At 68.6% G+C, this 25,845-nt stretch carries 26 protein-coding genes and 1 tRNA gene; 23 read left to right on the forward strand and 4 right to left on the reverse strand.

Going from position 1 to position 25,845, the window contains the following annotated elements; all coding sequences use genetic code 11:
- Positions 1-63: 63 nt before the first annotated feature.
- The 18 genes from H6726_31700 (at position 64) to H6726_31785 (ending at position 17,015) form a co-directional block, all read left to right on the forward strand.
- A complete protein-coding gene (locus H6726_31700) occupies positions 64-1,275 on the forward strand; it encodes an acetyl-CoA C-acetyltransferase (protein MCB9662250.1) in 1,212 nt (403 codons plus the stop codon).
- Between the two features lie 88 nt (positions 1,276-1,363).
- The gene (locus H6726_31705; GenBank protein ID MCB9662251.1) at positions 1,364-3,478 is read left to right on the forward strand and encodes an enoyl-CoA hydratase/isomerase family protein; all 2,115 of its coding nucleotides are present in this window, start codon (positions 1,364-1,366) and stop codon (positions 3,476-3,478) included.
- 585 nt (positions 3,479-4,063) lie between these two features.
- A complete protein-coding gene (locus H6726_31710; GenBank protein MCB9662252.1) occupies positions 4,064-4,267 on the forward strand; it encodes a hypothetical protein in 204 nt (67 codons plus the stop codon).
- Between the two features lie 140 nt (positions 4,268-4,407).
- Positions 4,408-6,360 carry a threonine--tRNA ligase gene (gene thrS, locus H6726_31715; protein ID MCB9662253.1) on the forward strand — a complete coding sequence of 651 codons (1,953 nt, stop codon included), beginning with the start codon at positions 4,408-4,410 and terminating at the stop codon, positions 6,358-6,360.
- A gap of 19 nt (positions 6,361-6,379) precedes the next feature.
- Positions 6,380-7,249: a serine/threonine protein kinase gene (locus H6726_31720; protein MCB9662254.1), complete on the forward strand. Its 870-nt coding sequence runs from the start codon at positions 6,380-6,382 to the stop codon at positions 7,247-7,249.
- Positions 7,250-7,418: 169 nt separating this feature from the next.
- A complete protein-coding gene (locus tag H6726_31725) occupies positions 7,419-8,117 on the forward strand; it encodes a translation initiation factor IF-3 (GenBank protein ID MCB9662255.1) in 699 nt (232 codons plus the stop codon).
- A gap of 88 nt (positions 8,118-8,205) precedes the next feature.
- Positions 8,206-8,400: a 50S ribosomal protein L35 gene (gene rpmI, locus H6726_31730; protein MCB9662256.1), complete on the forward strand. Its 195-nt coding sequence runs from the start codon at positions 8,206-8,208 to the stop codon at positions 8,398-8,400.
- A 9-nt stretch (positions 8,401-8,409) separates the two neighbouring features.
- The gene (gene rplT / locus H6726_31735; GenBank protein MCB9662257.1) at positions 8,410-8,754 is read left to right on the forward strand and encodes a 50S ribosomal protein L20; all 345 of its coding nucleotides are present in this window, start codon (positions 8,410-8,412) and stop codon (positions 8,752-8,754) included.
- An 84-nt stretch (positions 8,755-8,838) separates the two neighbouring features.
- Positions 8,839-9,927: a phenylalanine--tRNA ligase subunit alpha gene (gene pheS, locus H6726_31740; protein ID MCB9662258.1), complete on the forward strand. Its 1,089-nt coding sequence runs from the start codon at positions 8,839-8,841 to the stop codon at positions 9,925-9,927.
- Positions 9,928-9,936: 9 nt separating this feature from the next.
- A complete protein-coding gene (locus H6726_31745; protein ID MCB9662259.1) occupies positions 9,937-12,489 on the forward strand; it encodes a phenylalanine--tRNA ligase subunit beta in 2,553 nt (850 codons plus the stop codon).
- 243 nt (positions 12,490-12,732) lie between these two features.
- Positions 12,733-13,104, forward strand: a complete 372-nt coding sequence (locus H6726_31750; GenBank protein ID MCB9662260.1) for an integration host factor subunit alpha — start codon at positions 12,733-12,735, stop codon at positions 13,102-13,104.
- Between the two features lie 12 nt (positions 13,105-13,116).
- Positions 13,117-13,566, forward strand: coding sequence for a MerR family transcriptional regulator (locus tag H6726_31755; protein ID MCB9662261.1), 450 nt, complete (start codon positions 13,117-13,119; stop codon positions 13,564-13,566).
- An 87-nt stretch (positions 13,567-13,653) separates the two neighbouring features.
- A tRNA-Pro gene (locus H6726_31760) sits at positions 13,654-13,730 on the forward strand.
- Between the two features lie 104 nt (positions 13,731-13,834).
- On the forward strand, positions 13,835-14,188 hold the full coding sequence (locus H6726_31765) for a DUF2200 domain-containing protein (GenBank protein ID MCB9662262.1): 354 nt from the start codon (positions 13,835-13,837) through the stop codon (positions 14,186-14,188).
- 119 nt (positions 14,189-14,307) lie between these two features.
- Complete coding sequence (locus tag H6726_31770) at positions 14,308-15,084, forward strand: energy transducer TonB (GenBank protein ID MCB9662263.1); 777 nt, start codon at positions 14,308-14,310, stop codon at positions 15,082-15,084.
- A 97-nt stretch (positions 15,085-15,181) separates the two neighbouring features.
- Positions 15,182-15,661, forward strand: a complete 480-nt coding sequence (locus H6726_31775) for a hypothetical protein (protein MCB9662264.1) — start codon at positions 15,182-15,184, stop codon at positions 15,659-15,661.
- 166 nt (positions 15,662-15,827) lie between these two features.
- Entirely contained in the window at positions 15,828-16,331 is a 504-nt protein-coding gene (locus H6726_31780; GenBank protein MCB9662265.1) for a hypothetical protein, read from the forward strand.
- Between the two features lie 267 nt (positions 16,332-16,598).
- Positions 16,599-17,015: a hypothetical protein gene (locus H6726_31785; protein ID MCB9662266.1), complete on the forward strand. Its 417-nt coding sequence runs from the start codon at positions 16,599-16,601 to the stop codon at positions 17,013-17,015.
- A 46-nt stretch (positions 17,016-17,061) separates the two neighbouring features.
- Here H6726_31785 and H6726_31790 read toward each other — a convergent pair whose 3' ends face one another.
- The 3 genes from H6726_31790 to H6726_31800 form a co-directional block, all read right to left on the reverse strand.
- Positions 17,062-17,400 (reverse strand): SCP2 sterol-binding domain-containing protein, encoded by a 339-nt coding sequence (locus tag H6726_31790; GenBank protein MCB9662267.1) that lies wholly within the window; start codon positions 17,398-17,400, stop codon positions 17,062-17,064.
- 149 nt (positions 17,401-17,549) lie between these two features.
- Positions 17,550-18,266, reverse strand: a complete 717-nt coding sequence (locus H6726_31795) for a hypothetical protein (GenBank protein MCB9662268.1) — start codon at positions 18,264-18,266, stop codon at positions 17,550-17,552.
- Entirely contained in the window at positions 18,263-19,069 is an 807-nt protein-coding gene (locus tag H6726_31800) for a FadR family transcriptional regulator (GenBank protein ID MCB9662269.1), read from the reverse strand. The genes H6726_31795 and H6726_31800 overlap by 4 nt, the downstream gene beginning before the upstream one ends.
- Before the next feature lie 117 nt (positions 19,070-19,186).
- Between H6726_31800 and surE the strand changes: the two genes are divergently transcribed.
- Positions 19,187-20,008, forward strand: coding sequence for a 5'/3'-nucleotidase SurE (gene surE, locus H6726_31805; GenBank protein MCB9662270.1), 822 nt, complete (start codon positions 19,187-19,189; stop codon positions 20,006-20,008).
- Entirely contained in the window at positions 20,005-20,541 is a 537-nt protein-coding gene (locus tag H6726_31810) for an adenine phosphoribosyltransferase (GenBank protein MCB9662271.1), read from the forward strand. The genes surE and H6726_31810 overlap by 4 nt, the downstream gene beginning before the upstream one ends.
- A gap of 50 nt (positions 20,542-20,591) precedes the next feature.
- On the opposite strand, the gene H6726_31815 is transcribed toward H6726_31810, so the two are convergent.
- Complete coding sequence (locus H6726_31815; protein ID MCB9662272.1) at positions 20,592-22,046, reverse strand: hypothetical protein; 1,455 nt, start codon at positions 22,044-22,046, stop codon at positions 20,592-20,594.
- Here H6726_31815 and H6726_31820 point away from each other — a divergent pair.
- From H6726_31820 to H6726_31830, 3 genes are all read left to right on the forward strand, one after another.
- Entirely contained in the window at positions 22,045-22,716 is a 672-nt protein-coding gene (locus tag H6726_31820; protein MCB9662273.1) for a TetR/AcrR family transcriptional regulator, read from the forward strand. The two genes, H6726_31815 and H6726_31820, sit on opposite strands and share 2 nt — an antisense overlap.
- A 221-nt stretch (positions 22,717-22,937) precedes the next feature.
- Positions 22,938-24,758, forward strand: a complete 1,821-nt coding sequence (locus H6726_31825) for an acyl-CoA dehydrogenase C-terminal domain-containing protein (GenBank protein ID MCB9662274.1) — start codon at positions 22,938-22,940, stop codon at positions 24,756-24,758.
- Between the two features lie 63 nt (positions 24,759-24,821).
- Positions 24,822-25,817: an MBL fold metallo-hydrolase gene (locus H6726_31830; protein MCB9662275.1), complete on the forward strand. Its 996-nt coding sequence runs from the start codon at positions 24,822-24,824 to the stop codon at positions 25,815-25,817.
- Positions 25,818-25,845: the final 28 nt, after the last annotated feature.

Here is a 25,845-nt window from a genome sequence, read left to right on the forward strand (position 1 = left end):
CCGCGCCCGTATCCGTCGGTCGCGTGCAGCCGTTCCCCGAGCCCGAGCCCCTAGGGTACCTCCATGACCGAGTGCTTCATCTACGACGCCGTGCGCACGCCGCGCGGCAAGGGTCGCAAGAAGGACGGCAGCCTGGCCGACGCCACGCCGCTCCACCTCGCCAAGACCGTGCTGTCTGCCGTGCCCGTGCGCGGCAGCTTCGACAGCGCGGCCATCGACGACGTGATCCTGGGCTGTGTCGAGCCCGTCATGGAGCAGGGCGCCAACATCGGCCGCTTGGCCGCCATGGCCGCGGGCTTCGACGAGAGCGTCCCGGGCTTCCAGGTCAACCGCTTCTGCTCGTCCGGGCTCGAGGCGGTCAACCTCGCTGCGGCGAAGGTCAAGGCGGGCGACGCCGACCTCGTGATCGGCGGTGGCGTAGAGAGCATGAGCCGCGTGCCGATGGGCGCAGCGGGCGGTTCGTGGGCGACCGACCCGGCCATCGCGTTCCCGACGCACTTCGTGCCGCAGGGCATCAGCGCGGACCTGCTGGCCACGCTGGATGGCCACACGCGGGATGACGTGGACAGCTTCGCCGTCGAGAGCCAGCGCCGTGCCAAGCAGGCCTGGGACGAGGGGCGCTTCGCGAAGTCCATCGTGCCCGTCGCGGACGTCATCGGCGTCACCATGCTCGCGCACGACGAGTTCATGCGCCCCGAGACCACGGTCGAGAGCCTCGGCAAGCTCGAGCCGAGCTTCAAGGTCATGGGCGAGAACTACGGCTTCGACGCGGTGGCCATCCAGCGCTACCCGCAGGTCGAGGCGATCAACCACATCCACCACGCCGGCAACAGCTCCGGCATCGTGGACGGAGCATCGGCCGTGCTGCTGGGCAACGCCGAGGCCGGCAAGCGGCTCGGCCTCACGCCGCGCGCCCGCATCATCACGTCGTACAGCGTGGGCACCGAGCCCTGCCTGATGCTCGCCGGTCCCGCGCCGTCGGCGCAGAAGGCGCTCGCGCGCGCCGGGCTCACCGCCGCCGACATCGACCTGTGGGAGATCAACGAGGCCTTCGCGTCCGTGTGTCTGCGCTTCATGTCCGCCATGGGCATCACCCACGAGGTCACCAACGTGAACGGCGGTGCCATTGCCATGGGTCATCCCCTCGGAGCCACTGGCGGCATGCTGGTCGGCACCGTCCTCGACGAGCTCGAGCGCCGCAACCTCAAGCGCGGCCTCATCACCCTCTGTGTCGGCGCCGGCATGGGCACCACCACCATCATCGAGCGCGTCTGAGCGACCACGGAGAACGACAGTGACCATCATCGACTACAAGGTAGAAGACGGCTGCGCGATCCTGACGTGGAACGAGCAGGACCAACCCATGAACGTGCTCAACGGGCAGTCGCTCGCGGAGCTCGACGCTGGTATCGCACGGGCCGTCGCCGACGAGGCCGTCAAGGGCGTCGTGCTCACCAGCGGCAAGCAGGGCATCTTCGTCGCGGGCGGGGACCTCAAGCAGATCGAGGCGCTCGGCAGCGGCCCCATCGACGCGGCCGACCTGCTCGCCAAGACCAGCCTGGTGCTGGATCAGCTGCGCCGCATGGAGACGTGCGGCAAGCCCGTGGTCGCCGCCATCAACGGCGTGTGCCTGGGCGGCGGGCTGGAGGTGGCGCTGGCGTGCCATCGCCGCATCGTGGTGGACTCGCCGCACGCGAAGGTCGGGCTGCCCGAGGCGGGCATGGGTCTGATGCCGGGCGCGGGCGGCACGCAGCGCTTGCCGCGCCTGATCGGCGTGCAGGCTTCGCTCGGCCTGATCATGACGGGCAAGCAGCTGGCGCCCGAAGACGCGCTCAAGCAGGGGGTCGTGCACGAGGTCGTCCCGGCCGACCAGCTGCTCAGCGCGGCCAGGCGCTATATCACGGAGGGCGGGAGCGCCGTGCAGCCGTGGGACGAGAAGCGCTACCAGGTGCCGGGCGGCGGCGCCGAGTCGCCCAAGTTCCTGCAGACCATGATGGGCACCATCGCGATGACCCACATGAACACGTACGGGAACATGCCGTCCCAGCAGGCCATCCTGTCCGCCATCTACGAGGGCCTCGGCATGCCGATGGACCGCGCGGGCAAGGTGGAGACGCGCTACTTCATTACGCTGCTGCAGGACCCCACGGCGCGCAGCATGCTGCGCACGCTGTTCTTCAGCCTGCAGGAGTGCCAGAAGGGCGCGCGTCGCCCGAAGGACGTGCCCCGCGCCACCATCAAGAAGATCGGTATCATCGGCGCCGGTCTCATGGGGCAGGGCATTGCTCAGGTGTCCGCTAAGGTCGGCATCGACGTGGTGCTGCTCGACCGTGACCAGACGGCCGCCGACCGCGGCAAGCAGCGTGTGGCCAGCTCGCTGCAGCGCGCGCTCGAGAAGGGCCGCACCACACAGGCCAAGATGGACGCGCTGCTTGCGCGGATCCACGCGACCTCGGCGTACGAGGACCTCGCGGGCTGCGACCTGGTGGTCGAGGCCGTCTTCGAAGACCGCGGCATCAAGGCCACGGTCACCAAGGCCGCCGAGGCCGTGCTCGGGCCGGACGCGGTCTTCGCCACCAACACGTCGGGCCTGCCCATCACGGGCCTGGCCGAGGCGTCCGTGCGCCCTGAGAACTTCATCGGCATGCACTTCTTCTCCCCCGTCGAGAAGATGCAGATGGTGGAGGTCATCATGGGCGAGAAGACCTCACAGGCCACCTTGGCCAAGGCGTGGGACTTCATTCTGGCCATCAAGAAGGCCGCCATCGTCGTCAACGACAGCCCCGGCTTCTACACCAGCCGCGTCTTCGGCACGTTCATCACCGAGGGCAACCAGCTCCTGCTGGAGGGCGTGAAGCCCGCGCTGATCGAGAACGCCGCGAAGCTGGCCGGCATGCCCATGCCTCCGCTGAGCATCAGCGACCAGGTGGGGCTCGGCACCATGCACAAGGTGGCGTTGCAGGCCAAGAAGGACCACGAGGCGGCCGGCAAGGAGTGGAAGCCCTCGCCCGCACAGGGGGTCATCGCAAAGCTGATCGAGACCTACGACCGCTGGGGCGCGTACCCGCCGCCCAAGGACGACGGGACGCCACGGGCCGCGGGCGGGTTTTACGAGTACGAGGGCAAGACCAAGCGCATCTGGCCCGAGCTGGAGACGGCGCTGGCGGAGTTCATCGCGCAGGATGCGCCCCAGCCCACGGGCGAGAAGGTGCGCCAGCGCTACCTCTTCACGCAGTGCCTCGAGGCGGCGCGCTGCCTGGAGCAGGGCGTCATCACCGACGTCCGCGACGGCGACGTGGGCGTCATCATGGCGGTCGGCTTCCCGGCCTTCACGGGCGGCCCCTTCACGTTCATCGACAACTACGGCGTGGCGCGCTTCGTGGCCGACGCCGATGCGCTGGCGGCGGAGTACGGGGAGCGCTTCGCGCCGCCGCAGCTGCTGCGCACCATGGCTGCGGAAGGCAAGACCTTCTACTGAAAGCGGCAGTCCCCGAAAGGTGCGATTTGTCCCAGAACAGGGTTGTCCCTGAAGAGGCTGGCTCAGAACCGCTAGTCGTCCCGAATGAGGGCACCCCGGGCTGAAAGAGGGTGTCTCCGAACCAGTTCAGAGAAGGGCCAGTTGTCCCGAATTGGGGGCACACCGGACTAAAGTCCGGGGCAGCATCCTTCCGAGCGCCCGGCTACCGCCGGGCACTCGGAAAAGTCCTCCCCACAAGGGGGAGGACTGTCTTGCTCGGCGCCACCGCAAATCCAAGAACGCAGCCGTCGCGCCGAACACCCGACCGCAGTTCACGAGACGCAGTCCGCCTCCGCAGGGGGCGGACTTCGCGCGAGCGACCACCTGAGATCGCTGCCCCGGGCTTTAGTCCGGGGTGCCCCATTTTTAGGACGAATGCGGACTGTCGGCGGCCCCGATACCCCCGGGTCACAGAGCTTTCTGCGACCGGCAGGGTGAATCTTTCTCGGTACCATCGGTTTACGGAGAGCAACGCCCCTGTAAACTGACCGGGCGAGCGCGTCGCAGCCCGCGGCGAGCCGTCCACCGTACCGAAACGAGGCACCTATGTTCGCCAGCGACCCCAGCGACCAGACCGAAGCGGAGCTCGACCTGCTCGACAACCTCGCGCGCATCTCGCAGGCGCCCCCGGCGCTCACGGAGAGCACGGAGTTCGACGTCCAGGAGCTGCTCTCCGCGGTGACCGCCGAGCAGGCGACGGCCGAGGTGTTCGAGATGGACGACGACTCCTGGCAGTGCGGCCTGGCCTGAGCGTCAGCGCCACCCGCACGTCCCGACGCTACGAGACCGCGTCACGCGCGCGCGTGTGATGCGGCCTTGTCAGCAGCGGCTCTGCGCCGTAAAAGCACCGGGCGCGACCCGCTGAGGTCGCCCGAACACAAGGCGCAGAGATGGCTGAGACAGCACGAGCGGCGCTCGCAGCAAACGAGCAGCTGAGCAAGCAGACGGTAGCGGCGATGGTGGACGGCAAGGTCTTCGACCTGCACACCGAGCTCCCCGAGACCTACGGCAAGCTCACGCCGATCGAAGCGCATCAAGACACCGCACTCGCCATCATCCGGCACAGCAGCGCCCACGTCATGGCCGACGCGGTGCAGCGCCTCTTCCCGGGCACGAAGGTGGCCTTCGGCCCCGCCATCGAGAACGGCTTCTACTACGACTACAGCCGTCCCGACGGCTCGTTCAGCGACGACGACCTGCGCGCCATCGAGGCGAAGATGCAGGAGATCATCGACGGTGACACACCGTTCAGGCGCGAGAACGTCACCAAGGACGAGGCGCGTGAGATCCTCCGCGCGCTGGACGAGCCGTTCAAGCTCGAGCACCTGGAGCGCCTCGAGGGCCAGATCTCGGTCTACCGGCACGGGGACTGGGTGGACCTCTGCGAGGGCCCGCACGTGCCCAGCACGGGCTTCCTGAAGGCCTTCCAGCTCACGTCCGTAGCGGGCGCGTACTGGCGTGGCGACGAACGCAACCCGATGCTCCAGCGCATCTACGGCACGGCGTTCGCGTCGCCGAAGGCGCTCAAGGCGCACCTCAAGCAAATCGAGGAAGCCAAGGCCCGCGACCACCGCAAGCTCGGCAAGGAGCTCGACCTGATCGCGTTCCATCCGCTGGCGCCAGCGTCGCCGTTCTTCCTCCCGCGCGGCGCGCAGGTCTACAACAGCCTCGTGGACTACGTGCGCGACCTCTACGCCGACACGGGCTACGAGGAGGTCATCACGCCGCAGATCTTCGACAAGGAGCTGTTCGTCACGTCCGGACACCTGCCTTCGTACGAAGAGAACATGTTCATGGCGGCGACCATCGAGAACCTCGAGAAGGCCAGCCAAGCGCTGGTGGAGACGCCGCCCAAGGACGCCCACGAGTGCGGTCACGCGCTGAGTGAGGCCATCCGCTTTGGCATCAAGCCCATGAACTGCCCCAGCCACTGTCTGGTGTTCGGCATGCGGCACCGCAGCTACCGCGATCTGCCGTGGCGCGTGGCCGACTTCGGACGCCTGCACCGCTTCGAGCGCAGCGGCGTGGTCCAGGGGCTCACGCGCGTGCGCACGTTCGCGCAGGACGACGCGCACATCTTCTGCACGCTCGACCAGGTGCAGGGCGAGATCCAGCAGTTCCTCGACCTCGTCTACAAGGTCTACGAGGACTTCGGGTTCGACGAGGTCCGCATCGTCATCGCCACGCGCCCCGACGAGCGCATGGGCGGGGACGAGGTATGGGACAAGAGCGAGCGCGCGCTGGAGGAGGCGGTCAAGGCCAAGGGCCTGCCGTACACCATCGCGGAAGGCGAGGGCGCCTTCTACGGCCCGAAGATCGAGTTCCACCTCAAGGACGCGCTGGGTCGTCCGTGGCAGCTCGGCACCATCCAGGCGGACTTCAACATGCCGGAGCGCTTCGAGCTGACGTACGTGGGCGAGGACAACACGACGCATCAGCCCGTGATGCTGCACCGTGCCGTGCTCGGGTCCGTCGAGCGCTTCCTGGGCGTCCTCATCGAGCACGTGGGGGGGTCGTTCCCCACGTGGCTCGCGCCCGAGCAGCTGCACCTTGTGACGGTCGCGACCGACTACAACGACTACGCCGAAGAGGCAGCGGCCGAGCTGCGCAAGCAGGGCTTTCGCGTGACGGTCGATCTCTCGCGCGACCGCCTCGGGGCCAAGATCCGCAACGGCCGACTGATGCGCATCCCCTACATCGGCGTCATCGGCGAGGCCGAGGCGGCAGGGCGCGGCCTGGCCATTCGCTCGCGCGACGAGAACAAAGACCTCGGCTTCATGTCTCTCGCCGACGTCATCGCCCGTATGCGTGTAGAGTCCTTGCCACCGAGCCGTCGCTCCTAGGCGAGCGGCTCGGGCGCGCATGGCGGGACCATCTCCACAGACGCTCAGGCGACGGCTCGGTCAGCGGGTCAAGGGGCGCTACCGCTTGGTGGACGTGGTCGGGTCGGGCGGGCAGGGCGCCGTCTATCGCGCCGTGGACGAGCGTGACGGAGACCACGTCGCGGTGAAGATCCTGCACGCGGAGGTGGCCGAGGACCCGAACCAGCGCGAACGCCTCGTGCGCGAGGCGCGGGCGCTGATGGTGCTGGCCGGTACGGCTGCGCTCGAGGTGCTCGACCAGGGCTTCACCGACGACGGCAACCTCGCGCTCGTGACCGAGCTGCTGGACGGCGAAGAGCTCGACGACTTCCTCACGCGCAACGAGCAGGGCGGAGGTCGCATGGCGGTGCCGGACGCGTTGGCCATCTTCGAGCCCATCGCCGACACCCTCGGGCGCGCGCACGCGCTCGGCATCGTGCACCGCGACCTCAAGCCGGCCAACGTGTTTCTCACGCAGCAGGCGGGCCGCAACGTGCGGCTCATGGACTTCGGGTTCGCGAAGTTTGGCCACCTACGCAGCCTGACGGCGGATGGCTTCGTCGCAGGTTCCCCCAGCTATCTGTCGCCCGAGGCATGGCGCAACCAGCCCGTGATGCCCAGCATGGACGTCTACGGCTTCGGCGCGATGATCTACCGTGTGCTCGCGGGAGAGCCGCCTTTCCGTGGGAAGCACCCGATCGAGACCTTTCGGCTGTGCACCGAGGCGCCACGGCCGAGCCTGCACCAGCGCAGACCCGAGCTCCCGGCTGCGGTGGACGACTGGGTCGCGATGGCGCTAGCGGTCGACCCGAGTGACCGCTTCTTGAGCGCGCGGGCCTCGCTCGCGGCCCTGCGCGGCCTCCTCGCCTGAGTGGGCCGCCCGCTCGCCACGTGCCATGCGCTCGATGCCTTCGTCGCGGCCCCGCGCGAGGACGCTTCCGCTTTCCAGGGGCCCGGGGTAGGCTACGCGCGCCGCTTCACTTGCCACAGAGCCGAAAGTGAGTAGAAGAGGCGCCAGAATCCTTTCAGGAGAAGCCACCATCGCTAGCCGTCGATTTGATCCCCGTGACCGCCAGAGTCCTTTTGGTCCCCGAGTCAACGAGCGCATCCGCGTCCCCGAGGTCCGTGTCATCGGACCCGACGGCGCCATGCTCGGGGTGCTCGAGACCCACGAGGCGCGTCGCATCGCGAGGGAGGCTGATCTAGATCTGGTCGAGGTGAACCCGAAGGCGGTTCCCCCGGTCTGCAAGATCATGGACCACGGTCGCTTCAAGTACGAAGAGAAGAAGAAGCAGAACGAGGCCAAGAAGAAGCAGGCGCAGGTCGAGCTCAAGGAGATCAAGCTCCGCCCGAAGACCGATGATCACGACATCGCGTTCAAGGTGAAGCACACCCGGCGCTTCCTCGAGGACGGGAACAAGGTGAAGATCACGGTGCGCTTCCGCGGCCGCGAGATCACCCACCCCGAGACGGCCGAGCGTCAGATCGCGGCCATCGTCGAGGCGGTGAGCGACGTGGCGGTGGTGGAGCTCTACCCCCGCATGGAGAGCCGGACCATGACGGCCATGCTGGCGCCGCGCATGAAGCCCAAGCCGCGCCCCGCGCGCGAGCAGCGTGATGGTGGCGGCCGCTCCGACCAGGCGAACGCCGCGGCGGATGACGACGAGGAGTACGTGGAGGACGTCCTCGACGACGACGATGACGACGACATGGACGAGGACGAGTCCGACGAGACTTGACTCAGGCCTCGTTGCCTCGTACACCACGCCCCCTTCCGCTCGCCGCTGCGTGTTCGCTGGCGTCCGAGCTTTTCAGTGAGGAACACAGATGCCCAAGATGAAGACGAAGCGGGCCGCGGCCAAGCGCTTCAAGCTCACCGGTACAGGCCGGATTCGGCGCAGCAAGGCTGGCAAGCAGCACCTGATGCGCGGCAAGTCCGCCAACCGCCTTCGCAACCTCAAGAAGAACGACATGGTCAGCAGCGCCGACGCGCCGCGCATCATTCGTCTGCTGCAGGGCTGAGGTAAAGACATGCCACGCGCCAAACGAGGGTTCAAAGCCCGCCGCCGCCGTAACCGTGTCCTCAAGCTCGCCCGGGGCTACTACGGCGCTCGCAGCCGTCAGTTTCGCAGCGCCGTGTCGCAGGTGCGCCACGCGTGGAAGGACGCCTTCGCGCATCGCCGCCAGAAGAAGCGCAACTTCCGCAAGCTGTGGATCACGCGCATCAACGCAGGCGCCCGCCAGCACGGCATCAGCTACTCCAAGCTGATCCACGCGCTCAAGAGCAAGGACATCCAGATCGACCGCAAGGTGCTGGCTGACCTCGCCATGAACGAGCCGGCTGGGTTCAAGGCCGTCGTCGACGCCGCCCGCTAGTTTCCGCAGGACAAGTGCAGCACGCCGTGACTCGGGAACAACCGTTGGTTCCTGGTCACGGCGTCTCTGTTTGGAGTTACGTGCATGAGTGAAGTCGACCCGATGGTGGAGTTCGAGGCGGTCCTCGCGCAGATCGAGGGCGAGTACGAGGGGGCCCTCACGCAGGCTGCGGACGAGCACGCGCTGCGCGCTGCCAACGCGCGCTTCGTGGGCGCCCAGGGCTCGCTGACGCTGCTGATGAAGCGCATGCCCGAGCTGCCGGGGAACCGGCGCAAAGAGTTCGGCCAGAAGGGCAACGCGCTCAAGCAGGCCATCGCGGCGGCGTTCGAGGGGCACCTCGACCGCATCGCGCGCGCCATCCGGCAGGCCGAGCTCGAGGGGCCGGCGCTGGACGTGAGCCTGCCTTCGCGGGCGCGCCCCATCGGGCGGCTGCACCCCATCCAGCGCATCCAGCACGAGCTGCTCGACATCTTCGAGACGCTCGGCTTCGAGGTGGCGGATGGGCCGGACATCGACTTCCACGAGAACTGCTTCGACAAGCTGGGGTTCCCGCCGGATCACCCCGCGACCGACATGCAGGACACGTTCTTCGTGACCCAGCGCGAGCGGGGAGACGCGGCGACCACGCTCCTGCGCACGCACACGTCCACCATCCAGGTGCGCGAGATGTCGCGACGCAAGCCGCCCCTCGCCATCGTCGCGCCCGGCACGGTCTACCGCCGCGACGACGACGCGACACACTCGCCCATGTTCCACCAGATCGAGGCGTTCGTGGTGGACACGGACGTGACCTTCGCGGACCTGAAGGGCGTGCTCCAGCTGTTCGCGCAGCGCCTGTTCCACAAGGACATCAGCGTGCGCGTGCGCCCCAGCTACTTCCCGTTCGTGGAGCCTGGCGGCGAGGTGGACTTCGGCTGCGTGTTCTGTCGCGCCTGGGAAGGCGACGCCGCACGCACCGCCGCCTGTCGCGTTTGCAAGGGCTCTGGCTGGGTCGAGGTGCTGGGCTGCGGGATGATCCATCCCGTCGTGTTCGAGAACGTCGGCTACGACCCCACCGAGGTCAGCGGCTTCGCGCTCGGCATGGGCATGGACCGCCTCGCGATGCTCAAGTACGGCATCCCCAACATCAAGCTGCTCTACGAAAACGACGTGCGCTTTCTCTCCGCGTTCTGAGGACCTCCCATGCTTGCATCCTACGAATGGCTGAAGGCGCTGAGCGGCGTCGACATCTCCGCCGAGGAGATGGCCCAGAAGCTGACCTCCGGGGGGCTCGAGGTGGAGTCCCTCACCCGCAAAGGCGAGGGGCTGGACCACGTCGTCGTAGCCGAGGTGCGCGCGATTCGTCCGCATCCCGCGCGCGAGAAGCTGCGCCTGGTGACCGTCTTCGACGGCCAGGGCGAGCAAGAGGTCGTGTGCGGCGCGGCGAACGTCCCCGCCCCTGGTGGACGCGTGATCCTGGCCAAGCTCGGGGCTGTGCTGCCCGGAGACTTCGTCATCGCCGAGCGCGAGCTGGGCGGCATCGTCTCGTGCGGCATGCTGTGCAGCGAGGGCGAGCTGCAGATCGGCCCCGGCGGTGAGGGCATCTATGTGTTCCCCGCGGATGCGGACGCCGCTCCGGGGACGCCCGTCGCAGACGCGCTCGGGCTGCGCGACGTCATCTTCGAGATCGGGCTGACCCCCAACCGCCCGGACTGCCTCGGGCACATCGGTCTCGCACGCGAGGTCGCGCTTGCCGCAGGTGCGCCCTTCGTCGCGCCGGTCGCGCCGGCCCCGCGTGCCGGAGTCGTGCGAGCGGCTTCCGCGTGTTTCGACGTCGCTGACGACGCGCGCTTCGAGCTCTCCTTCGCTGCGGCGACGGTTGTGAGTGAGCCAGACGGGGGCGGCACGGACGCTGGGTCGGGCGCAGCGCCTGTGCGCATCACCATCGAGGATGCGGAGAGGTGCCCCCGGTATGGCGCGGCCCTCGTGCGTGGCGTCTCGGTGGCTCCCAGTCCGTTCTGGCTGCGCTACCGACTGCAGAACCTCGGGGTGCGGGCCATCTCCAACCTCGTCGACGCCACCAACTTGGTGATGCTCGAGCACGGACACCCCATCCACGGCTTCGACTTGGGGCGCGTGCGGGGATCGCACATCATCGTACGCGGCGCCCATGCGGGCGAGCAGATGCACACCCTCGACGGCGTCCAGCACACGCTGGCCGAGGGCGACCTCCTGATCTGCGACGACGAGCGCCCGGTGGCGCTCGCCGGTGTGATGGGAGGGCTCGACAGCGAGATCCAGGACGACACGCGCGACGTCTTGATCGAGTGCGCGTACTTTCAGCCCCAGTGCGTGCGGCGCACCTCTCGGCGGGTGGGCCTGCACACGGACGCCAGCCACCGCTTCGAGCGGGGCGTCGACCGCCGCGCCGTGCGTCGCGTGCTCGCGCGCGCCGCGCAGCTCATCGCGGACCTGGGCGGCGGCGTGGCCTACGCCGCCGCGGCCGAGGTGGTCGCCAGTGACGTCCCCGCCGCGCGGATCCCGCTGCGCACGGATGCTCTGGAAGCCTTGCTCGGTGTCGCCATCCCGCGCGAGGTGGCCGAGCGCGTCCTGCGCGGCATCGGCTGCGATCCGCTGGAGGCGACGGCCGATGGATTCGTGGTGGACGCACCCACCTTCCGCCCAGACCTCGGCCGCGAGGTGGACCTGATCGAGGAGGTCGCGCGCATCCACGGTTTCGATCGCATCCCCGCGCGCACCCCGCGTGTCCGACCGTCCGAGATCGGGACCCCACCGGCCGTGACGTTCCGTCGCCGAGCACTCTTGGCGGGCACGGCGGCTGGCATGCACCAGGCCATCAACTATCGCTTCCTTGCCCCGCCCGATCTTGCGCGGGCCCGTGTCGCGACGGACGCCGTCCCCCTTGCGAACCCGCTCTCCGAAGAGCGCAGCGTCATGCGGACGTCGCTCTTGCCCTCACTCCTCATGGCGGCGGGGGCGGCGCAGCGACACCAGGCACGGTCCATCGCGTTGTTCGAGGTCGGCCGCAGCTTCCACCCGCGAGACGCGGCGAACGGCGCTGCGGCGGAAGACGGAGACGCGTTGCTCCCCGTCGAGCGGGAGTGGCTGTCCGTCCTGCTCCTGGGGGCCTCCGACGCGTGGCTCGGCGACGAGCGGGCGTACGACTTCTACGACTTGAAAGGACGCGTCGAAGCCGTCGTGCACACGCTCATCGGGCTCGGCCCGGAGCTGCGCGCCGACGGTGGGCTCGACGTCCGCGCGCCCAGCTTGCACCCGCGGCGCCGCGCGGTCGTGTCCGTGGCGGGCGTCGACGTCGGCGTGCTCGGGGAGGTCCACCCCGAGGTGGTGGACGCGTTCGAGCTCGACGGTCGACCGCTGTATGCAGAGCTCGACATGGCAGCGCTGGGCGAAGCAGCCGTAGCGGCGGGAGTCCCGCAGGCAGGCGAACTCCCGCGGTATCCGGCCGCCACGCGCGACGTCGCGCTGCTCCTCGCAGACGAGCACGCGGCGGGCACGGTGGCTGCGGCCATGGAGGCCGAGGGAGCACCGCTGGCCGAGTCCGTGCGCGTGTTCGACGTTTATCGGGGCGAACAGATCCCTGCGGGTCACCGCAGCGTGGCTTTCCGTATCACCTATCGAGATGCTGCTGGGACCCTCAAAGACAAGGACGTGGACAGCACACACGCCCGCGTGGTGAAGGTGGTCTCGCAGCGCTTTGCCGCGCAGCAGCGCTGAGCCGCAGACCGCACGGTCGTCTCGAGCGCCGCTGGCGGTCGGGGCGCGACGCTCCTGCGCATCGTTTGGGCTTGGCCGGGTCGCAGTGCGCCGTGCGCGAGTGGCCAGTGCGGATCATGTCCGTTTCGTTTCCCACGGGCCCCTCCGTGAGTCGGGCCCAGTCCGCCCAAGCTCGCGCTTGAGCTTGGGGCGTTCCTGTGGTTTTCTCCTTCTGTTCTGGCGCTCTAGCCGTGCGAGGTTCTGGTGACGAAAGCTGAAATCATCGATGCCGTGTACGAGAAGGTCGGCGGGTTCTCGAAGAAGGAAGCAGCCGAGGTCGTCGAGGCCATGTTCGACACCATGAAGGAGGTGCTGGCGGAGGGCGAGAAGATCAAGATCTCCGGCTTCGGCAACTTCGTGGTGCGCGACAAGAGTCAGCGCTGGGGACGCAACCCGCAGACGGGTGAGCCCATCCCGATCAGCGCGCGGAGCGTGCTCACGTTCAAGCCCAGTCAGGTGCTGAAGAGCGCGCTCAACCCCCATCGCGAGTCGTCTGCAGACCTGGATGATGCGCCTGCGCCCGCCACGCCCGCTGGCTCGGCCCGCGGTCCCGGTTCTGGTCCCGAACCCGAGTGACGAGGCCTCGCAGTGAGGCAACGGCCACCGCTCCCTGATCGCAACTTCTTCAAGATCGGCGAGGTCGCCGAGCTGGTGGGCGTCAAGACGCACGTGCTGCGCTATTGGGAGGGCGAGTTCGACCAACTGCGCCCGAAGAAGACACGCGGGGCACACCGACACTTCACGCGCGCCGACGTGGACATGGCGATGCAGATCCGACGTCTCCTGCACGACGAGGGCTACACCGTCGCCGGCGCGAAGCAGCGGCTCGCAGAGCTCCGCGACCGCGCGGCCGTGGCGCCTCGGCGTGAGGTGGCGCTACGCGCGGAGCTGTTGGGCCTGCGCGCCGATCTCGTCCGCGCTCTGGGCAAGCTCGACGCACAGCGGCGGTCCGTGAGCCCTGCACCAGAGGCCGAAGTGCGTGTGGAGGCCGTGGTCCCCGCCGTGGCGCGCCTGCGTCATCCGACCACGAAGCGCTGAGCGCAACTTCCTCCAAAAAGGCATTGCGGTCCCGAGTTCTTGCTGTATCTTCCGCGTCCCTCACCCCACCTTTCTTGCTTCACTCATCGGGGCGTAGCGCAGCTTGGTAGCGCACCATACTGGGGGTGTGGGGGTCGCTGGTTCGAATCCAGTCGCCCCGACCAGAAAGCCCGCGAGCACACGCCGCGGGCTTTCGCCTTTTCCTGCTCAGTCTCGTCGGGCGTCCAGAATGGCCGCTCGTCGACGCTCTGGGTGTAGAGTCGCGCGCATGGAGAAGAAGCACCGCATCTTCACGACCTCGTTCGGCAGCGTGTATCCCCTCTACGTCCAGAAGGCCGTGCGCAAGGGCCGCTCGCAGGAGGAGGTGGATCAGGTGATCACCTGGCTCACCGGCTACGCAGGCACGGCGCTGCAGCGGGTGATCGACGAGCAGGTCGACTTCGAGACGTTCTTCGCAGAGGCCCCTGCGCTGAATCCGAGCGCTGCCTTGATCAAGGGCGTGGTATGCGGTGTGCGGGTCGAAGACGTCGAGGACCCATTGATGCAGAAGATTCGGTACCTCGACAAGCTGGTGGACGAGCTCGCCCGAGGGAAGAAGATGGCGAGCATCCTGAGGGCCTGAGCACGTGAGCGGCTCTCACAGCAGGTGATGCACCGTGGCGCGAACGCTCGGACATGCCTGTGCGGCTCGAATTCATTCGTCAGAAACAGGCCAGAAACATGGGCTCCACACCATGAATCATGGCCTTGAACGCAGCCACGGAGCGCTCGGTGATCCTCCCCGTGGGGATCTCGCTGTTGGTCCACGCCGCCGTCATCCTCGTGTTCCCCGCGGTGCCCGAGGCTGTGCTGGCCGAGCCGCCGGGCGCGTCCGACCTCCTGTGGCTGTCCTCGGTCGGCGGCAGTGATGGCGCGGGGTCCGAAGGCTCGCCGCAGACGATGGCTCAAGAGCCAGCGGTGGGACGCGCGCGCGCGGTGCGCCACGTGCGCACCGGAGCCCGGCACGTGGCAGCGTCACGCGCGTCTCGGGGCCATGGCGACGCGCCGAGTGTGTCCGGCGACGCGGGGAGGGAGTCGTCTGCAGTCCCGAGCGGCTCTGAGCCCGCCCGTGGAAGGGAGGCCGAGGAGGACCGGGGCGGCGGCGCCACGCCCGGCGATGGCGCGGGCCCGTTGGGGACGGCGGCTGGCGCGGGGGCAGGGGGGGGAACCGGTCCGAGCACAGCGGGGGCGTCCGGCGGCGGCCACGGTCCAACGCTCGTGGCCTGGTCGAACCCGTGCGCAGGCTTCTTCCCCTCCGGCGCCCACACTGCCCACGGCACCGTCCAGGTGGAGGTGGAGGTCGGCGTGAACGGACAGCCTGCGGGAGCGCGGGTCATGGCAGAGGAGCCGCGCGGGGAGGGCTTCGGAGGAGCGGCGCGAGCCTGCGCGGAGAGGCTGCGGTTCAGGCCGGCCACCTCGACTTCCGGGACGCCCGTCGCTGGACGGGCACGCCTGCTGCTACGGTTCGACCGCAGCTGAGCACCGCCTCTGCGCGTCCCCCGGATTGTTTCCGTTCTATTTCGAGTCCGTGTCTTGACAGTTTCGGAGAGTGGGGCCACGGTTGAAATCGACGGCCATGTCCACCCTCCGCGAGACCTCCGAGCAGCGCTGCCCCGCAGTATCCACGCGGGTCGCTGGCGCGCGTGCTCGGTGGATCCGAGCCTGCATGCGGGTGGCGTACGGCGTCCTCGCTGCCATCGTGCTCACCCTGGCGACGACCTGCGTTGCAGCTGCGCAGACATGGCTGGCAGATGAAGGGGCGAGCGTCGACGCGTCGGAGGACGCAGATCCGGCTTCCAGCCCGCCTGACTCCGAGACCCCGCACGAGACGGATGTCCCGTTCGACGAGACCGCCTCCGATCCGACGCCGTCCGAGGGGGAGGAGCTGCCGGAGTCCGCGGACGGAGAGACGGGCTACATGCCTGGCCCTGGCATGTACACGCTCTCGGGCGGCGTGCCGCCCCCGCCCGACATGGCGCAAGACCTCGTCCCGAGGGAGCACGCGCTGGTCTCGCAGTACCTCCCCGACGGACTCGAGCGACCCCCGAGGGCCTGAACGCGGTCGGGGGGGGATCAGTCTCCCCCGCGCCGACGCCGCCCCGCCCGCCCCAACCACGGCATGCGCACCGCTGCGCTGCCGCGCGATGGGGATCTCGAGCCCGTTCATCCGCCGTGTCGTCATGCGACGCCCGGCCCTCCCTCCAACTCAAGGAAGCATCACCATGTTCAAGAACATCCTCTTCACCTCCCTCGTACTCGCGATCACCGGCGTGGTCGGGTTGCCTGGCGAATCCACGTCTTCCCCCCTCGCTCCCTCGCGCGCCGAGGCCAGCGCCTGCAGTGTCGCGATGGACGCATCCGTCCGGGACCAGGTCTACGGTGCGGGCTCGGCGTTCGCGGTGCGGCCCATCCGCGAGCGCGTCTTCCTCGCACGCGCCCTCCAGCCGGTGCGCACCATGGGTGCGACCGTACACGTGCACGCCATGCCAGGCATGACCCAGCAGTACCTCGAGCGGGCGTTGCAGTGCCATGCGCGCGGGGGTCAGGCTGTCAACCCATCCGATCCGCTCGTCATCCAGGACGGCGCGATCCGCGACGTGGACGTGCGCTCGGCTGGCGGGGCGTTCGCCGTCCGCATCATCGGTGACAGCCCCGCCGCGGGCCGCGCCATCATGGAGCGCGCGGAGAGCCTCGTCGGGGGCTCGGTCAGCGTCCAACAGCTCTGATGCGCTGGCGCGACGATCAGGTCCGCCGCCACGGCCTCCATGGCTGCGCGGTGGACCTGGTCGGGAGGCCTCAGGTCGGTCGAGCGCCCCGGGTCACCGCATGTGGCCTGGGGCGTTCCCCTTTCGAGGTGAGCGAAGGATGGCGCGACCGGCTCACGCGGGCACGATGGTGGCTCCGCGGCTCCGACGACGCACGATGTGAGGTATCCTGACCACGGAATGACCGCGCGACCACGAGCCCGGACCACGCTTACGCATTGGCCGGTCGTGCTCAACGTCATCGAGAACGACTTCGACCTGGCCGACATGGAAGACGTCCTGGCGGCGAACGACGTGGCCCTTCGGCGTGGGCCGCAGTTCGTCACCATTCGGGACTTCCGCGGCTTGCAGCAGCAGACCAACGCGCTTCAGCGCAAACGGCTCGCCCAGTGGCAGGACGACAACTGGGACCTCATCAAGGAACGCTGCCTCGGGGTCGCCAGCATCATTCCGTCGCCGGTCGTTCGGGGCGTGATGCGGGCCATCTTCTGGATGTCGGCGCCGCCGACTCGCGAAGAGGTGGTGGACACGCCGGACGAGGCCGTGGCGCTGGTGTTCCGATGGGTGGCGGAGGCCAACCTCGCGTGCCCACCTACATGCACGCCCGAGCGCTTGCTCGCGGATCTCCTCGCTCACGAGAGCTGAGGCACGCGGGCGCAGCGGGCGGCACGCTTCGTCGCCGTGCTCTCGCTCAGCTGGCGGGGGGGAGGAACTTCTTCATCTTCTGGGCGAGCGGGATCTTGCCCTTCACCTTCATCTTGCGTGTCATGTAGGCCTTCGCGCCGTCCAGGTCGCCGTTGCCCATGAGCAGGAAGTTCGCGCCGGTCATGGTGATCGTGACCGAGGGGCTCGCGTGCTCACCCGCGGTGACCGGGCCAAGCACACCGTCGTTCACGGCGAAGTGGAACTGACCGGAGCCGTCGCCGGAGAAGTCGTACTGAATGACGCAGTTCACGCCCTTCGCCTCGCTGGCGACAAAACGCTCGCCAAGGCGCGCGAAGTACTCATCGATGCTCGAAACCTTATCCATGTGCCAGCCTCCAAGGGGGTACTGAGGGTTACCGGGGCACAGATATACAGCGTAGACAAAGGGCTCGCCACACCAAAATGGAACTTGTTCTATTTTCGCGGATCCGGACCGGACGGTCTCCAGCGGCGTCGTGCAGCCCCCGCTGCGGTTCACGCGCGGACCGGACTGTCCCCCGTTGTGACGTCGCGCAGCCCATGCGCGACGTCGTACCTGCCGTTCATCAGCGCGTCGAGCGTGGCTCTCGGGGTCTGCGGTTGCCGCGCGCACCACGCCAGGTACGCCAAGAAGGAGATGTCGGGGTCGTCGACTTGGTGGGCGGGCATGGGGAAGTCGCCCTTCACGGCGCGCTCGAGGGCTGCGAGGAGGTTCTCGTGATAGTGCTCGTAGACCGTCAGGTCGCGCAGCCAGGGAGCCCGTGGCGAGGCGCCGGACACCACGTCGCGGGCTTCTCGCAGCGCCTCTTCGAGCATGCCAGGGTGCACGGACAAGATCTGCAGGTCGTACACGAACTGCACGCCGTCGTGGTGTGCGCCGAGCACGTGGCGGACGACACGCTCCGGCGAGCTCAGCAGGCCGGAGAAGTCGAGCGGGGCAACGGCGCGCTCACGCAGGAGAAAAGGGAAGCGCATGGGGCGCGGCGCGAGCAGCTTGGCGCGCAGCGTCGGTCGCACCGCGTGGCTCTTGGACATGCCGATGCTCTCGGGTCTGAAGAAGACGCGATGCCACATGCGCAGCACACCGAGCGACACCTGCCACGCGTTGGGGACGTCGGGCGCCAGCCCCGCCCTCCGGATCTGGTCGAGGCGCTCTTCGATGATGGCGGGACGGAAGAGGATGGGATACAGCAGGGCGCGTTCGAGGTTCATGCTCGGCTCTCGGGGGGCGGGTGGGGCGTCTCCATGAGACGCGAGACGTTGTGGCGGTCGCGCGCGGCGAGGGCTGCCAAGAGGGGCTCGATGCCGCGTGCATCGGGCGCCGCGAGCCATGCGCGCAGCAGTCCGTACGCCTGGACGTTGGAGCGCGGTGCTGCATAGAGCTGCGCGGCCAGCTCTGGCAGCGCAGCGAGCGTGTCCAGCACGGGGTTGAAGGCGAGGCGCAGCACGCGGTTGCCGGCGGCGTCGAGCAGCGCGCGCACGATGGCCATGTCGAGGGCGGCGAGCGTGGCTGCGTCGGACGTGCCAGCGTCCACGGCGCGCTCGAACGCGGCCAGCGCGTCGAGCACGGCGCCCAACGACGTTGCGGACTCGTCGGCACGCTCGGCTGCGTGACCGTGGCGCTCCACCAGCTCCAGCAGCACCGCTCGCGCCAGGTGCCGTCGCGCGGCGAGCATGTCCGTCACCCACCCCGCGAGCTCGTCGCGTGAGCGCTCGCGCGCAACTGACAGGACACTGGGCAGCAACGTGGGGCCAGCCTCGCGTTGGAAGTCCTGCACCTCGTAGCCCCGCCCCTGCCGCACCGAGAGCAACCCCTCCAGCGTCAGTCGCGCGAGCGCGCTGCGAACGGTGACTCGGTTCACTCCGAAGCGGGTCGCGAGCTCGCGCTCTGGGGGCATGCGGCTGCCCACGGTCAGCTGTCCGTCGAGGATGCGTGCGCGAAGCTGTTCCGCGCAGAGGTCGACGGTGCTGGGCGCGCTGAGGGTCGTGATGAGGGCGTCGCGGTTCGGTGTCATTGGTTCGTTGGTCCGACCAATATGCGCGACGAGCGTCGTAGGGTCAAGCGCTGCTGGCATTCACCGGAGATCTCCGTACGCTCCCGGACGACTGCGCGGGCACCGCGCGGAGGCTGTATGACGCGCGACGACCCACGCCCCCTGATCCTGGTTTCCAACGACGACGGCGTGAACGCGCTCGGCAACGTCGCGCTACGGCGGTCCTTGGCTCGTATCGCCGACGTCTACACGGTGGCTCCCGAGCACGAACAGAGCGCCAAGAGCCACGCGATCTCGCTCCACGTGCCACTGCGCTATCGGACGGTTTCGCCCAACGTACACGCCGTGGACGGGACGCCCGCGGACTGCGTCTACGTGGCGCTGTTCATGGAGTCGCTCTTGCCCAGGCGACCGGACCTGGTCGTGAGCGGCATCAACCACGGCGCCAACCTGGGGACCGACGTACACTACTCGGGCACCGTGGCCGCCGCGCGCGAGGCCGCGCTCCGAGGTATCCCTTCCATTGCGTTCTCGAACCTCCACCACGGGAACATGGAGGCCATGGCCGAGCTGGCGACCTCGCTCTGCGAGCGGATGTTGACGTCGCTCCAGTCCGCGACTCGAGACGCGGAGGGGCACGCGCCCCTGCTGAACGTGAACTTCCCCGATCGCCCGATGCCCCGGGGCGTGATCGCGACGTCTTTCGGTCAGCGCCACTACGCGGAAGGTGTGGATCTGCGCGACGATCCGCGGGGACGGCCGTACTTTTGGATCGGCGGCGCCGGTGGTGTGCATCACCCCGAGATGCCGGGGTCCGACACCGAGGCGGTGGACGCGGGCTTCGTCAGCGTCGCGCCGCTCTCGCTGCGCGTGACCGACACCCAACAGCTGGGCCTGGCCGCGTTCGTCGCCGGCCCCACCGACGACCCGCAGCCCGACCCCACGCAGGAGACCCCATGAGCAACACCGACGCGCGCCTGGCCTTGGTAGAAGGCCTCATCCGAGAGGTCCCGGACTTCCCGAAGCCCGGCATCCTCTTCAAGGACATTACGCCTCTGCTCGCGGACGCGGAGGGGTTCGCCACGGCGGTGGAGCTCATGCGGGAGTCGGTCGCGGACCTCGGCGTGGACGCGATCGTGGGGGTCGAGGCGCGCGGCTTCCTGTTCGGTGTGGCGCTGGCTTCCGCGCTGCGCTGCGGGTTCGTGCCGGTACGCAAGCCGGGGAAGCTCCCCGCGGACACCGTCTCCGTGACCTACGAGCTCGAGTACGGGAGCGATACGCTCGAGATCCATCGTGACGCGCTACGCGCCGGCACGCGAGTGCTCATCGTGGACGACCTGCTCGCCACGGGAGGCACGGCCGCCGCCACCGCAGCGCTGGTAGAGCGGACGGGCGCACGCGTCGTGGGCCTCGCCGTGCTCATCGACCTGGCCTTCTTGGGGGGCGCCGCCAAGCTGAACGCGCCGGTGCGCGCGGTGCTGACGTATTCGTGAGCCCGATCCCCGGTCGCTGGCGCGCTGGAGAGGCCAGGACACGGACGTCGTCAACGGGCCGCCTGAGGGATGACGTGGAGCACCCGTTCGACCAGCAGCTCACGTGGGGCCGGTGAGACGCTCGCTCCTGGCTGGACGTACGCGCGGAAGGCGAAGCTCAGCGCCTCGTCCAGGTCCACGCCGGGGAACCCCGTCGGTACCTCCAGGCAGTACGGCTCGTCGCCGCACTCACGCATGATCGAGACGGCGAAGAGGTACTCCGCGTCGGGGTCGTCGGGCCGCAGGGCCGCGGCGCTCCCACGCATCTCGTCGCTCGTCATCGCGGCCACCCCAGCGAGCCGCGCGGAGTGCATGACGACCATGTTGCTGTAGGTCGCGCGGCCGAAGGCGGCGTGATTGACGCCCATCGCAACGATGCGTTCGCCCGGGGTGTCCGTGAGGAACAACGCTTCGGACGCGCCTCCGCCACCCGCGAGCGACACGGGCCCTGCGCTGTAGACCGTGTCGCTGATCTCGCCGAGGCAGTTCCCGAGGTTCTGCAGGCAGCCCTCCGAGCGCAGCACCAGCGAGATGGTCGAGGCCGAGAGGATCGGGACGGGCTCCACGGTGTCTCGAGCGTGTCGTGCGCGTACCACGGCTTCGAGGGCGTCCAGCGCTTCCGTCAGCTGCCCCTCGTTCTGCCCGCTCGCCCGAGCTGCCCGCTCGGAGGGTGCAAACGGCGTCACGCTCTGCGCGCTGCGTGGCGTCACACGCAGCACCTGGGCAGGGATGGCGTCGAGGTACGTCGCGCCTGCGTCGGGGTCGGCGAACAGGGCGAAGCGCTGCAGCATCATGACGATGTCCGCCTCGGCTCCCGTGCCGAAGCGGACCCGTTCCGGCGCGAGGCCGAAGGTCACGACGTCTTCGTCCGCCAAGCCCGAGTCGCGCAACGTCTCGCGGACCAGCGCATCGAGGGCGGGGTCACCCGTGATGATCACCGCGATCTCGCGGTCGAAGGGGGTTGCACCGAAGCGGGTCAGGTTGACCGCGTCACTCACGCTCGCGAACACTGGCAAGCGGCGTCCCTCGGCGTCCACCCTCGAGAACACGTATGGGGCGTAGCTGAAGTACGCGGCCTCTGGCGACGTGCGTCCCAGGTACACGACGGCTTCATCCGCGGCGAGCGCCCACCCCGGGCTCCGTCCTTCGTCGTCGGGCGGCAGGCCCATCGCTTCGGTGGTCGGAGGCTGCGTTCCAGGCGCGGGTGGCAGCCACCACAGGCCGTACGGGCTCGTCGCGTTGTTGCCGAAGCAGCTGGGCAACAGCGCGCAGTCCTCGATGCGGAACGCGCGCACGACCCCCGACTGGACGTCGTATCCAGCGGCTCGCAGGCCCTGGGTCAGGGCCTCGCTGCGGGATTGTCCGCCGTCCCCGCAGCTGACGAGGAGCAGAGCGAGCAGGGTCAGCCCCGCCACCTTGTGCGTGTCTGCGAGACCGATGGATCGAAAGGAGGTGCGCTCGAGCATGATAGACGATAGGTTATCGTTTATGTCCGCGATTGACAAGGGCGTCCCCGACGACGACGTGCAAACCCACGAGAAACCCGACGGGCGGCGCACGGACACGCGCGCGCGCCTGCTGGACGAGGCGTTGCGCCTCCTGCTCGCAGAGGGGTACGAGGCCGCCACCACTGGGCGAATCGCGAAGCGTGCCGGCATCCGTCAGTCCAGCTTCTACAGCCACTTCGCTTCGCGCGAGGCTTGTCTGGCCGAGGCGGCAACACGCGAAGCGGAGCTGCTCGTGCAGCGGCTGGGCTCGCGCAGGCGCGCGTTGCGGGACGCTCCCATGGCGCTGCGACGGTCTCGTGAGGCCGCGGTCGCGGGGCTGGAGATGGCGCTCGCACACCTCGCGACGCACGACGAGCTGCGCGCCCTGATCGCGATGCGGCACGCCGAGCACGCCGCCGGAGACGCCGTTCGAGCCGCGCTAGCGCGCTTGCGTGATGGGCTCGTCAAGGATCTCGACGTCTTCGGTGTGGTCGCGCCCCGCGACGCCACCATGCGTGTGGAGCTGATGATGGCGCTCACGTCGGAAGCTGCCGACGGAGTGCATGAGGGGCGTTACACCCTGGACGCTGTCGTTCCCGTGCTCATGGACCAGGTCGGCGCGCTGTTTCCCAGATCCGACACACCTTAGCGCGACGGCGCCGACGCTCAGGGCGCGCCCATGGTCCGCGCGCTGATCACCGCGGAGGAGTTCTTCTCGGAGCCGTCGGGATTGACTCGCAGCCGACCCCGCCCAGGACGCTGACCGTTCGGTAGACAAATGCCGACCATGTGGTAGAGAGGACGCACGTCACCGCGTTCGGCGACGACACGAGACGCGACGGGATCCCCCGCGCTTACTTGGAGTACCCCATGCCGCAGTACAAAGCCCCCCTTCGGGACACGCGCTTCCTCATCAACGAAGTCCTCGACTACCCCGGTCACTACGCCCAGCTGCCCAACGGCGCCGAGGCGACTCCGGACGTGGTGGACAGCATCCTCGACCACTGCGCCAAGTTCTGCGAGGGCGTGCTCGCGCCTCTGAACCAGTCCGGCGACAAGGAGGGCTGCACGCTCGCGGACGGCAACGTCAGCACGCCGAAGGGCTTCAAGGAAGCCTACGACCAGTTTGTGGAAGGTGGCTGGCAGGGGCTCTCGCACCCCGAGCAATACGGCGGGCAGGGCATGCCGATGTCGCTGGGCGTCTTCAAGGCCGAGATGATGGGCACGGCCAACTGGTCGTTCAACATGTACCCGGGCCTCAGCCTGGGCGCGATGAACACCATCATGCTGCACGGCACGGACGAGCAGCGTGACGCCTACATGCCGCCCCTCACCGAGGGGCGCTGGATGGGCACCATGTGCCTCACCGAGCCCCAGTGCGGCACCGACCTGGGTCAGGTCAGCAGCAAGGCCGTGCCGCGCGGCGACGGCAGCTACGATGTGACCGGCACGAAGATCTTCATCTCGGCTGGCGACCACGACCTGTGCGAGAACATCGTGCACGTCGTGTTGGCGCGTCTGCCCGGTGCCCCCGCCGGCACACGCGGCATCTCGCTGTTCATCATCCCGAAGTTCGTGCCCAGGGCGGACGGCGGCGTGGGCGAGTTCAACAACGTCACCTGCAGCGGCATCGAGCACAAGATGGGCATCAAGGCCTCGGCCACGTGCACCATCGAGTTCGAGGGCTCCCGCGCGTTCATGCTGGGGCCCGAGAACAAGGGCCTCGAGTGCATGTTCACGTTCATGAACACGGCCCGCATCGGCACGGCGCTGCAGGGCGTGTGCGCCACCGAGCTGGCGTACCAGGGCGCGCTGGCCTACGCGCAGGACCGCCGCTCCATGCGCGCGCTGTCCGGCAAGAAGGAGCCCGACAAGGTGGCTGACGCCATCCACCACCACGGCGACGTGCGGCGCCTGCTGCTCACCATGAAGGCCATCTCCGAGGGTGGGCGCGCGATGCTCTACCACGCGGCCAAGCTGGCCGACCACATGACGGTGGCGGTCGAGCAGGGCAACGACGCCGAGCGCGAGCTGTGGGACGAGCGGCTGGGCTTCTACACGCCCATCCTCAAGGGCTTCCTCACCGAGATCGGCTTCGAGTGCACCAACATGGGCGTGCAGGTCTTCGGCGGGCACGGCTACATCGGCGAGCACGGCATGGAGCAGATCGTGCGCGATACGCGCATCTCGACGCTCTACGAGGGCACGACGGGTATCCAGGCGCTCGACCTGCTGGGCCGCAAGGTGCTCATCGCGAGCAAGGGCAAGGCCATCGCCGAGTACACCGCCGAGATCATGAAGTTCTGTGGTGAGCACGCCACGAACGCGAAGATGCGCCCGTACATCGTCGCGCTGGGCAAGGTCTGCGCGCAGTGGAACTACCTCACCCTGCGCGTGGCCATCGGCGCCCGCAAGGACCGTGACGTGGTGGCGGCCAACGCCGTCGACTTCTTGATGTACTCCGGCTACGCGATGATGGCGTTCTTCTGGGCCAAGATGATGGCCGTGGCGTTCGCCAAGCTGGAGAGCGGGGACGGCATGGAGACGCCAGAGTTCTACAAGGCCAAGATCCAGACGGGTGAGTTTTACTTCGACCGCGTCTTGCCGCGCAGCCGCGCGCACGCGGGCGCCATCACCGCGCCGGTCAAGAGCACCATGCAGATGCCCATCGAGGCGTTCTTCGCACGCTGAGTCGGACCTAGCCACGCACCCACGGAGCCTTGCGCCCGCCGCCCGTCCACGCATGATGGGGGCATGGCGCAGGGCTCTGATCATTTCGACGGGAGACGCTTCTTCAACCAGCACGCCTCCGGCAAGCGCCACAGCAGCAGCAGCGACACCTTCAAGTGGTTCGCCACGCGCAAGCGCCCGAAGATCACGCCAGTACCGAGTGAGCCTGGGTCGGCGCCAGTCGAGCGCGTGATGGGCCCCGACGTGCGCGTCACGTGGGTGGGTCACGCCACCGTCCTGTTGCAGCACGATGGGCTGAACATGCTGACGGACCCCATCTGGGCCGAGCGCTGCAGCCCGTTCGTGTTCGCGGGCCCCAAGCGGTTCAGAGCGCCTGGGATCCGCTTCGAGGACCTGCCTCCCATCGATGTGGTGCTTCTCAGCCACGACCACTACGACCACCTCTGCGTATGGACGCTGCAGCGCCTGCAGACGCACTCGGCCCCGATCATCGTCACCGGCAAGCGTGTGGGCGAGGTGCTCGCGCGCAACGGCATAGGCAACGTGGTGGAGCTCGACTGGTGGGAGTCCACCGAGGTCGCTCCCGGCGTGCTCGTGGTGTTCACCCCGGCACAACACTTCTCGGGGCGCTCCCTGACCGACCTCGACAAGCGCCTGTGGGGTGGGCTGTACGTGCACGCGCCGGCGGGAGGCATCTACTACGCGGGGGATACGGGCTACTGCCCACACTTCCGGGAGGTGCGCGAGCGCCTCGGCAGCCCGCGCGTGGCGCTCCTGCCCATCGGCGCGTTCGAGCCGCGCTGGTTCATGTCGCCTGTCCACATGGACCCGGCGCAGGCCGTGCAAGCTCACCTGGACCTCGGCGCCGTCACGTCGGTGGCGGTCCACTACGGCAGCTTCGCGCTGGCCGACGACGCGCAGGGGCAGCCGGAGCGGGAGCTCACCGCAGCGCTCACGGAGCGCAAGGTCAGCCCGCAGCGCTTTCGCATGATCGAGCACGGCTTGGCCGTGACGCTGCCACGCAACGCGCGGGAGCACGGCGAGGATGCGCGCCCCTGAGCGCTCCGCACAAGCGTGTTCGAACGTG

It is taken from the genome of Sandaracinaceae bacterium (assembly GCA_020633055.1).
Lineage (GTDB): Bacteria > Myxococcota_A > Polyangia > Polyangiales > Houyiibacteriaceae > JADJJE01.

What these genes read in the sequence shown, in the direction of transcription:
- rplT (MCB9662257.1), top strand. Translation starts at nt 8,410, where the DNA reads ATGCCACGCGCCAAACGAGGGTTCAAAGCCCGCCGCCGCCGTAACCGT.
- H6726_31700 (MCB9662250.1), top strand. Translation starts at nt 64, where the DNA reads ATGACCGAGTGCTTCATCTACGACGCCGTGCGCACGCCGCGCGGCAAG.
- H6726_31770 (MCB9662263.1), top strand. Translation starts at nt 14,308, where the DNA reads ATGGCCTTGAACGCAGCCACGGAGCGCTCGGTGATCCTCCCCGTGGGG.
- H6726_31830 (MCB9662275.1), top strand. Translation starts at nt 24,822, where the DNA reads ATGGCGCAGGGCTCTGATCATTTCGACGGGAGACGCTTCTTCAACCAG.
- H6726_31720 (MCB9662254.1), top strand. Translation starts at nt 6,380, where the DNA reads ATGGCGGGACCATCTCCACAGACGCTCAGGCGACGGCTCGGTCAGCGG.
- thrS (MCB9662253.1), top strand. Translation starts at nt 4,408, where the DNA reads ATGGCTGAGACAGCACGAGCGGCGCTCGCAGCAAACGAGCAGCTGAGC.
- H6726_31815 (MCB9662272.1), bottom strand. Translation starts at nt 22,046, where the DNA reads ATGCTCGAGCGCACCTCCTTTCGATCCATCGGTCTCGCAGACACGCAC.
- H6726_31745 (MCB9662259.1), top strand. Translation starts at nt 9,937, where the DNA reads ATGCTTGCATCCTACGAATGGCTGAAGGCGCTGAGCGGCGTCGACATC.
- H6726_31825 (MCB9662274.1), top strand. Translation starts at nt 22,938, where the DNA reads ATGCCGCAGTACAAAGCCCCCCTTCGGGACACGCGCTTCCTCATCAAC.
- H6726_31710 (MCB9662252.1), top strand. Translation starts at nt 4,064, where the DNA reads ATGTTCGCCAGCGACCCCAGCGACCAGACCGAAGCGGAGCTCGACCTG.
- H6726_31705 (MCB9662251.1), top strand. Translation starts at nt 1,364, where the DNA reads ATGAACGTGCTCAACGGGCAGTCGCTCGCGGAGCTCGACGCTGGTATC.
- rpmI (MCB9662256.1), top strand. Translation starts at nt 8,206, where the DNA reads ATGCCCAAGATGAAGACGAAGCGGGCCGCGGCCAAGCGCTTCAAGCTC.
- H6726_31810 (MCB9662271.1), top strand. Translation starts at nt 20,005, where the DNA reads ATGAGCAACACCGACGCGCGCCTGGCCTTGGTAGAAGGCCTCATCCGA.
- H6726_31765 (MCB9662262.1), top strand. Translation starts at nt 13,835, where the DNA reads ATGGAGAAGAAGCACCGCATCTTCACGACCTCGTTCGGCAGCGTGTAT.
- H6726_31800 (MCB9662269.1), bottom strand. Translation starts at nt 19,069, where the DNA reads ATGACACCGAACCGCGACGCCCTCATCACGACCCTCAGCGCGCCCAGC.
- H6726_31775 (MCB9662264.1), top strand. Translation starts at nt 15,182, where the DNA reads ATGTCCACCCTCCGCGAGACCTCCGAGCAGCGCTGCCCCGCAGTATCC.
- pheS (MCB9662258.1), top strand. Translation starts at nt 8,839, where the DNA reads ATGAGTGAAGTCGACCCGATGGTGGAGTTCGAGGCGGTCCTCGCGCAG.
- H6726_31820 (MCB9662273.1), top strand. Translation starts at nt 22,045, where the DNA reads ATGATAGACGATAGGTTATCGTTTATGTCCGCGATTGACAAGGGCGTC.
- H6726_31780 (MCB9662265.1), top strand. Translation starts at nt 15,828, where the DNA reads ATGTTCAAGAACATCCTCTTCACCTCCCTCGTACTCGCGATCACCGGC.
- H6726_31790 (MCB9662267.1), bottom strand. Translation starts at nt 17,400, where the DNA reads ATGGATAAGGTTTCGAGCATCGATGAGTACTTCGCGCGCCTTGGCGAG.
- H6726_31795 (MCB9662268.1), bottom strand. Translation starts at nt 18,266, where the DNA reads ATGAACCTCGAACGCGCCCTGCTGTATCCCATCCTCTTCCGTCCCGCC.
- surE (MCB9662270.1), top strand. Translation starts at nt 19,187, where the DNA reads ATGACGCGCGACGACCCACGCCCCCTGATCCTGGTTTCCAACGACGAC.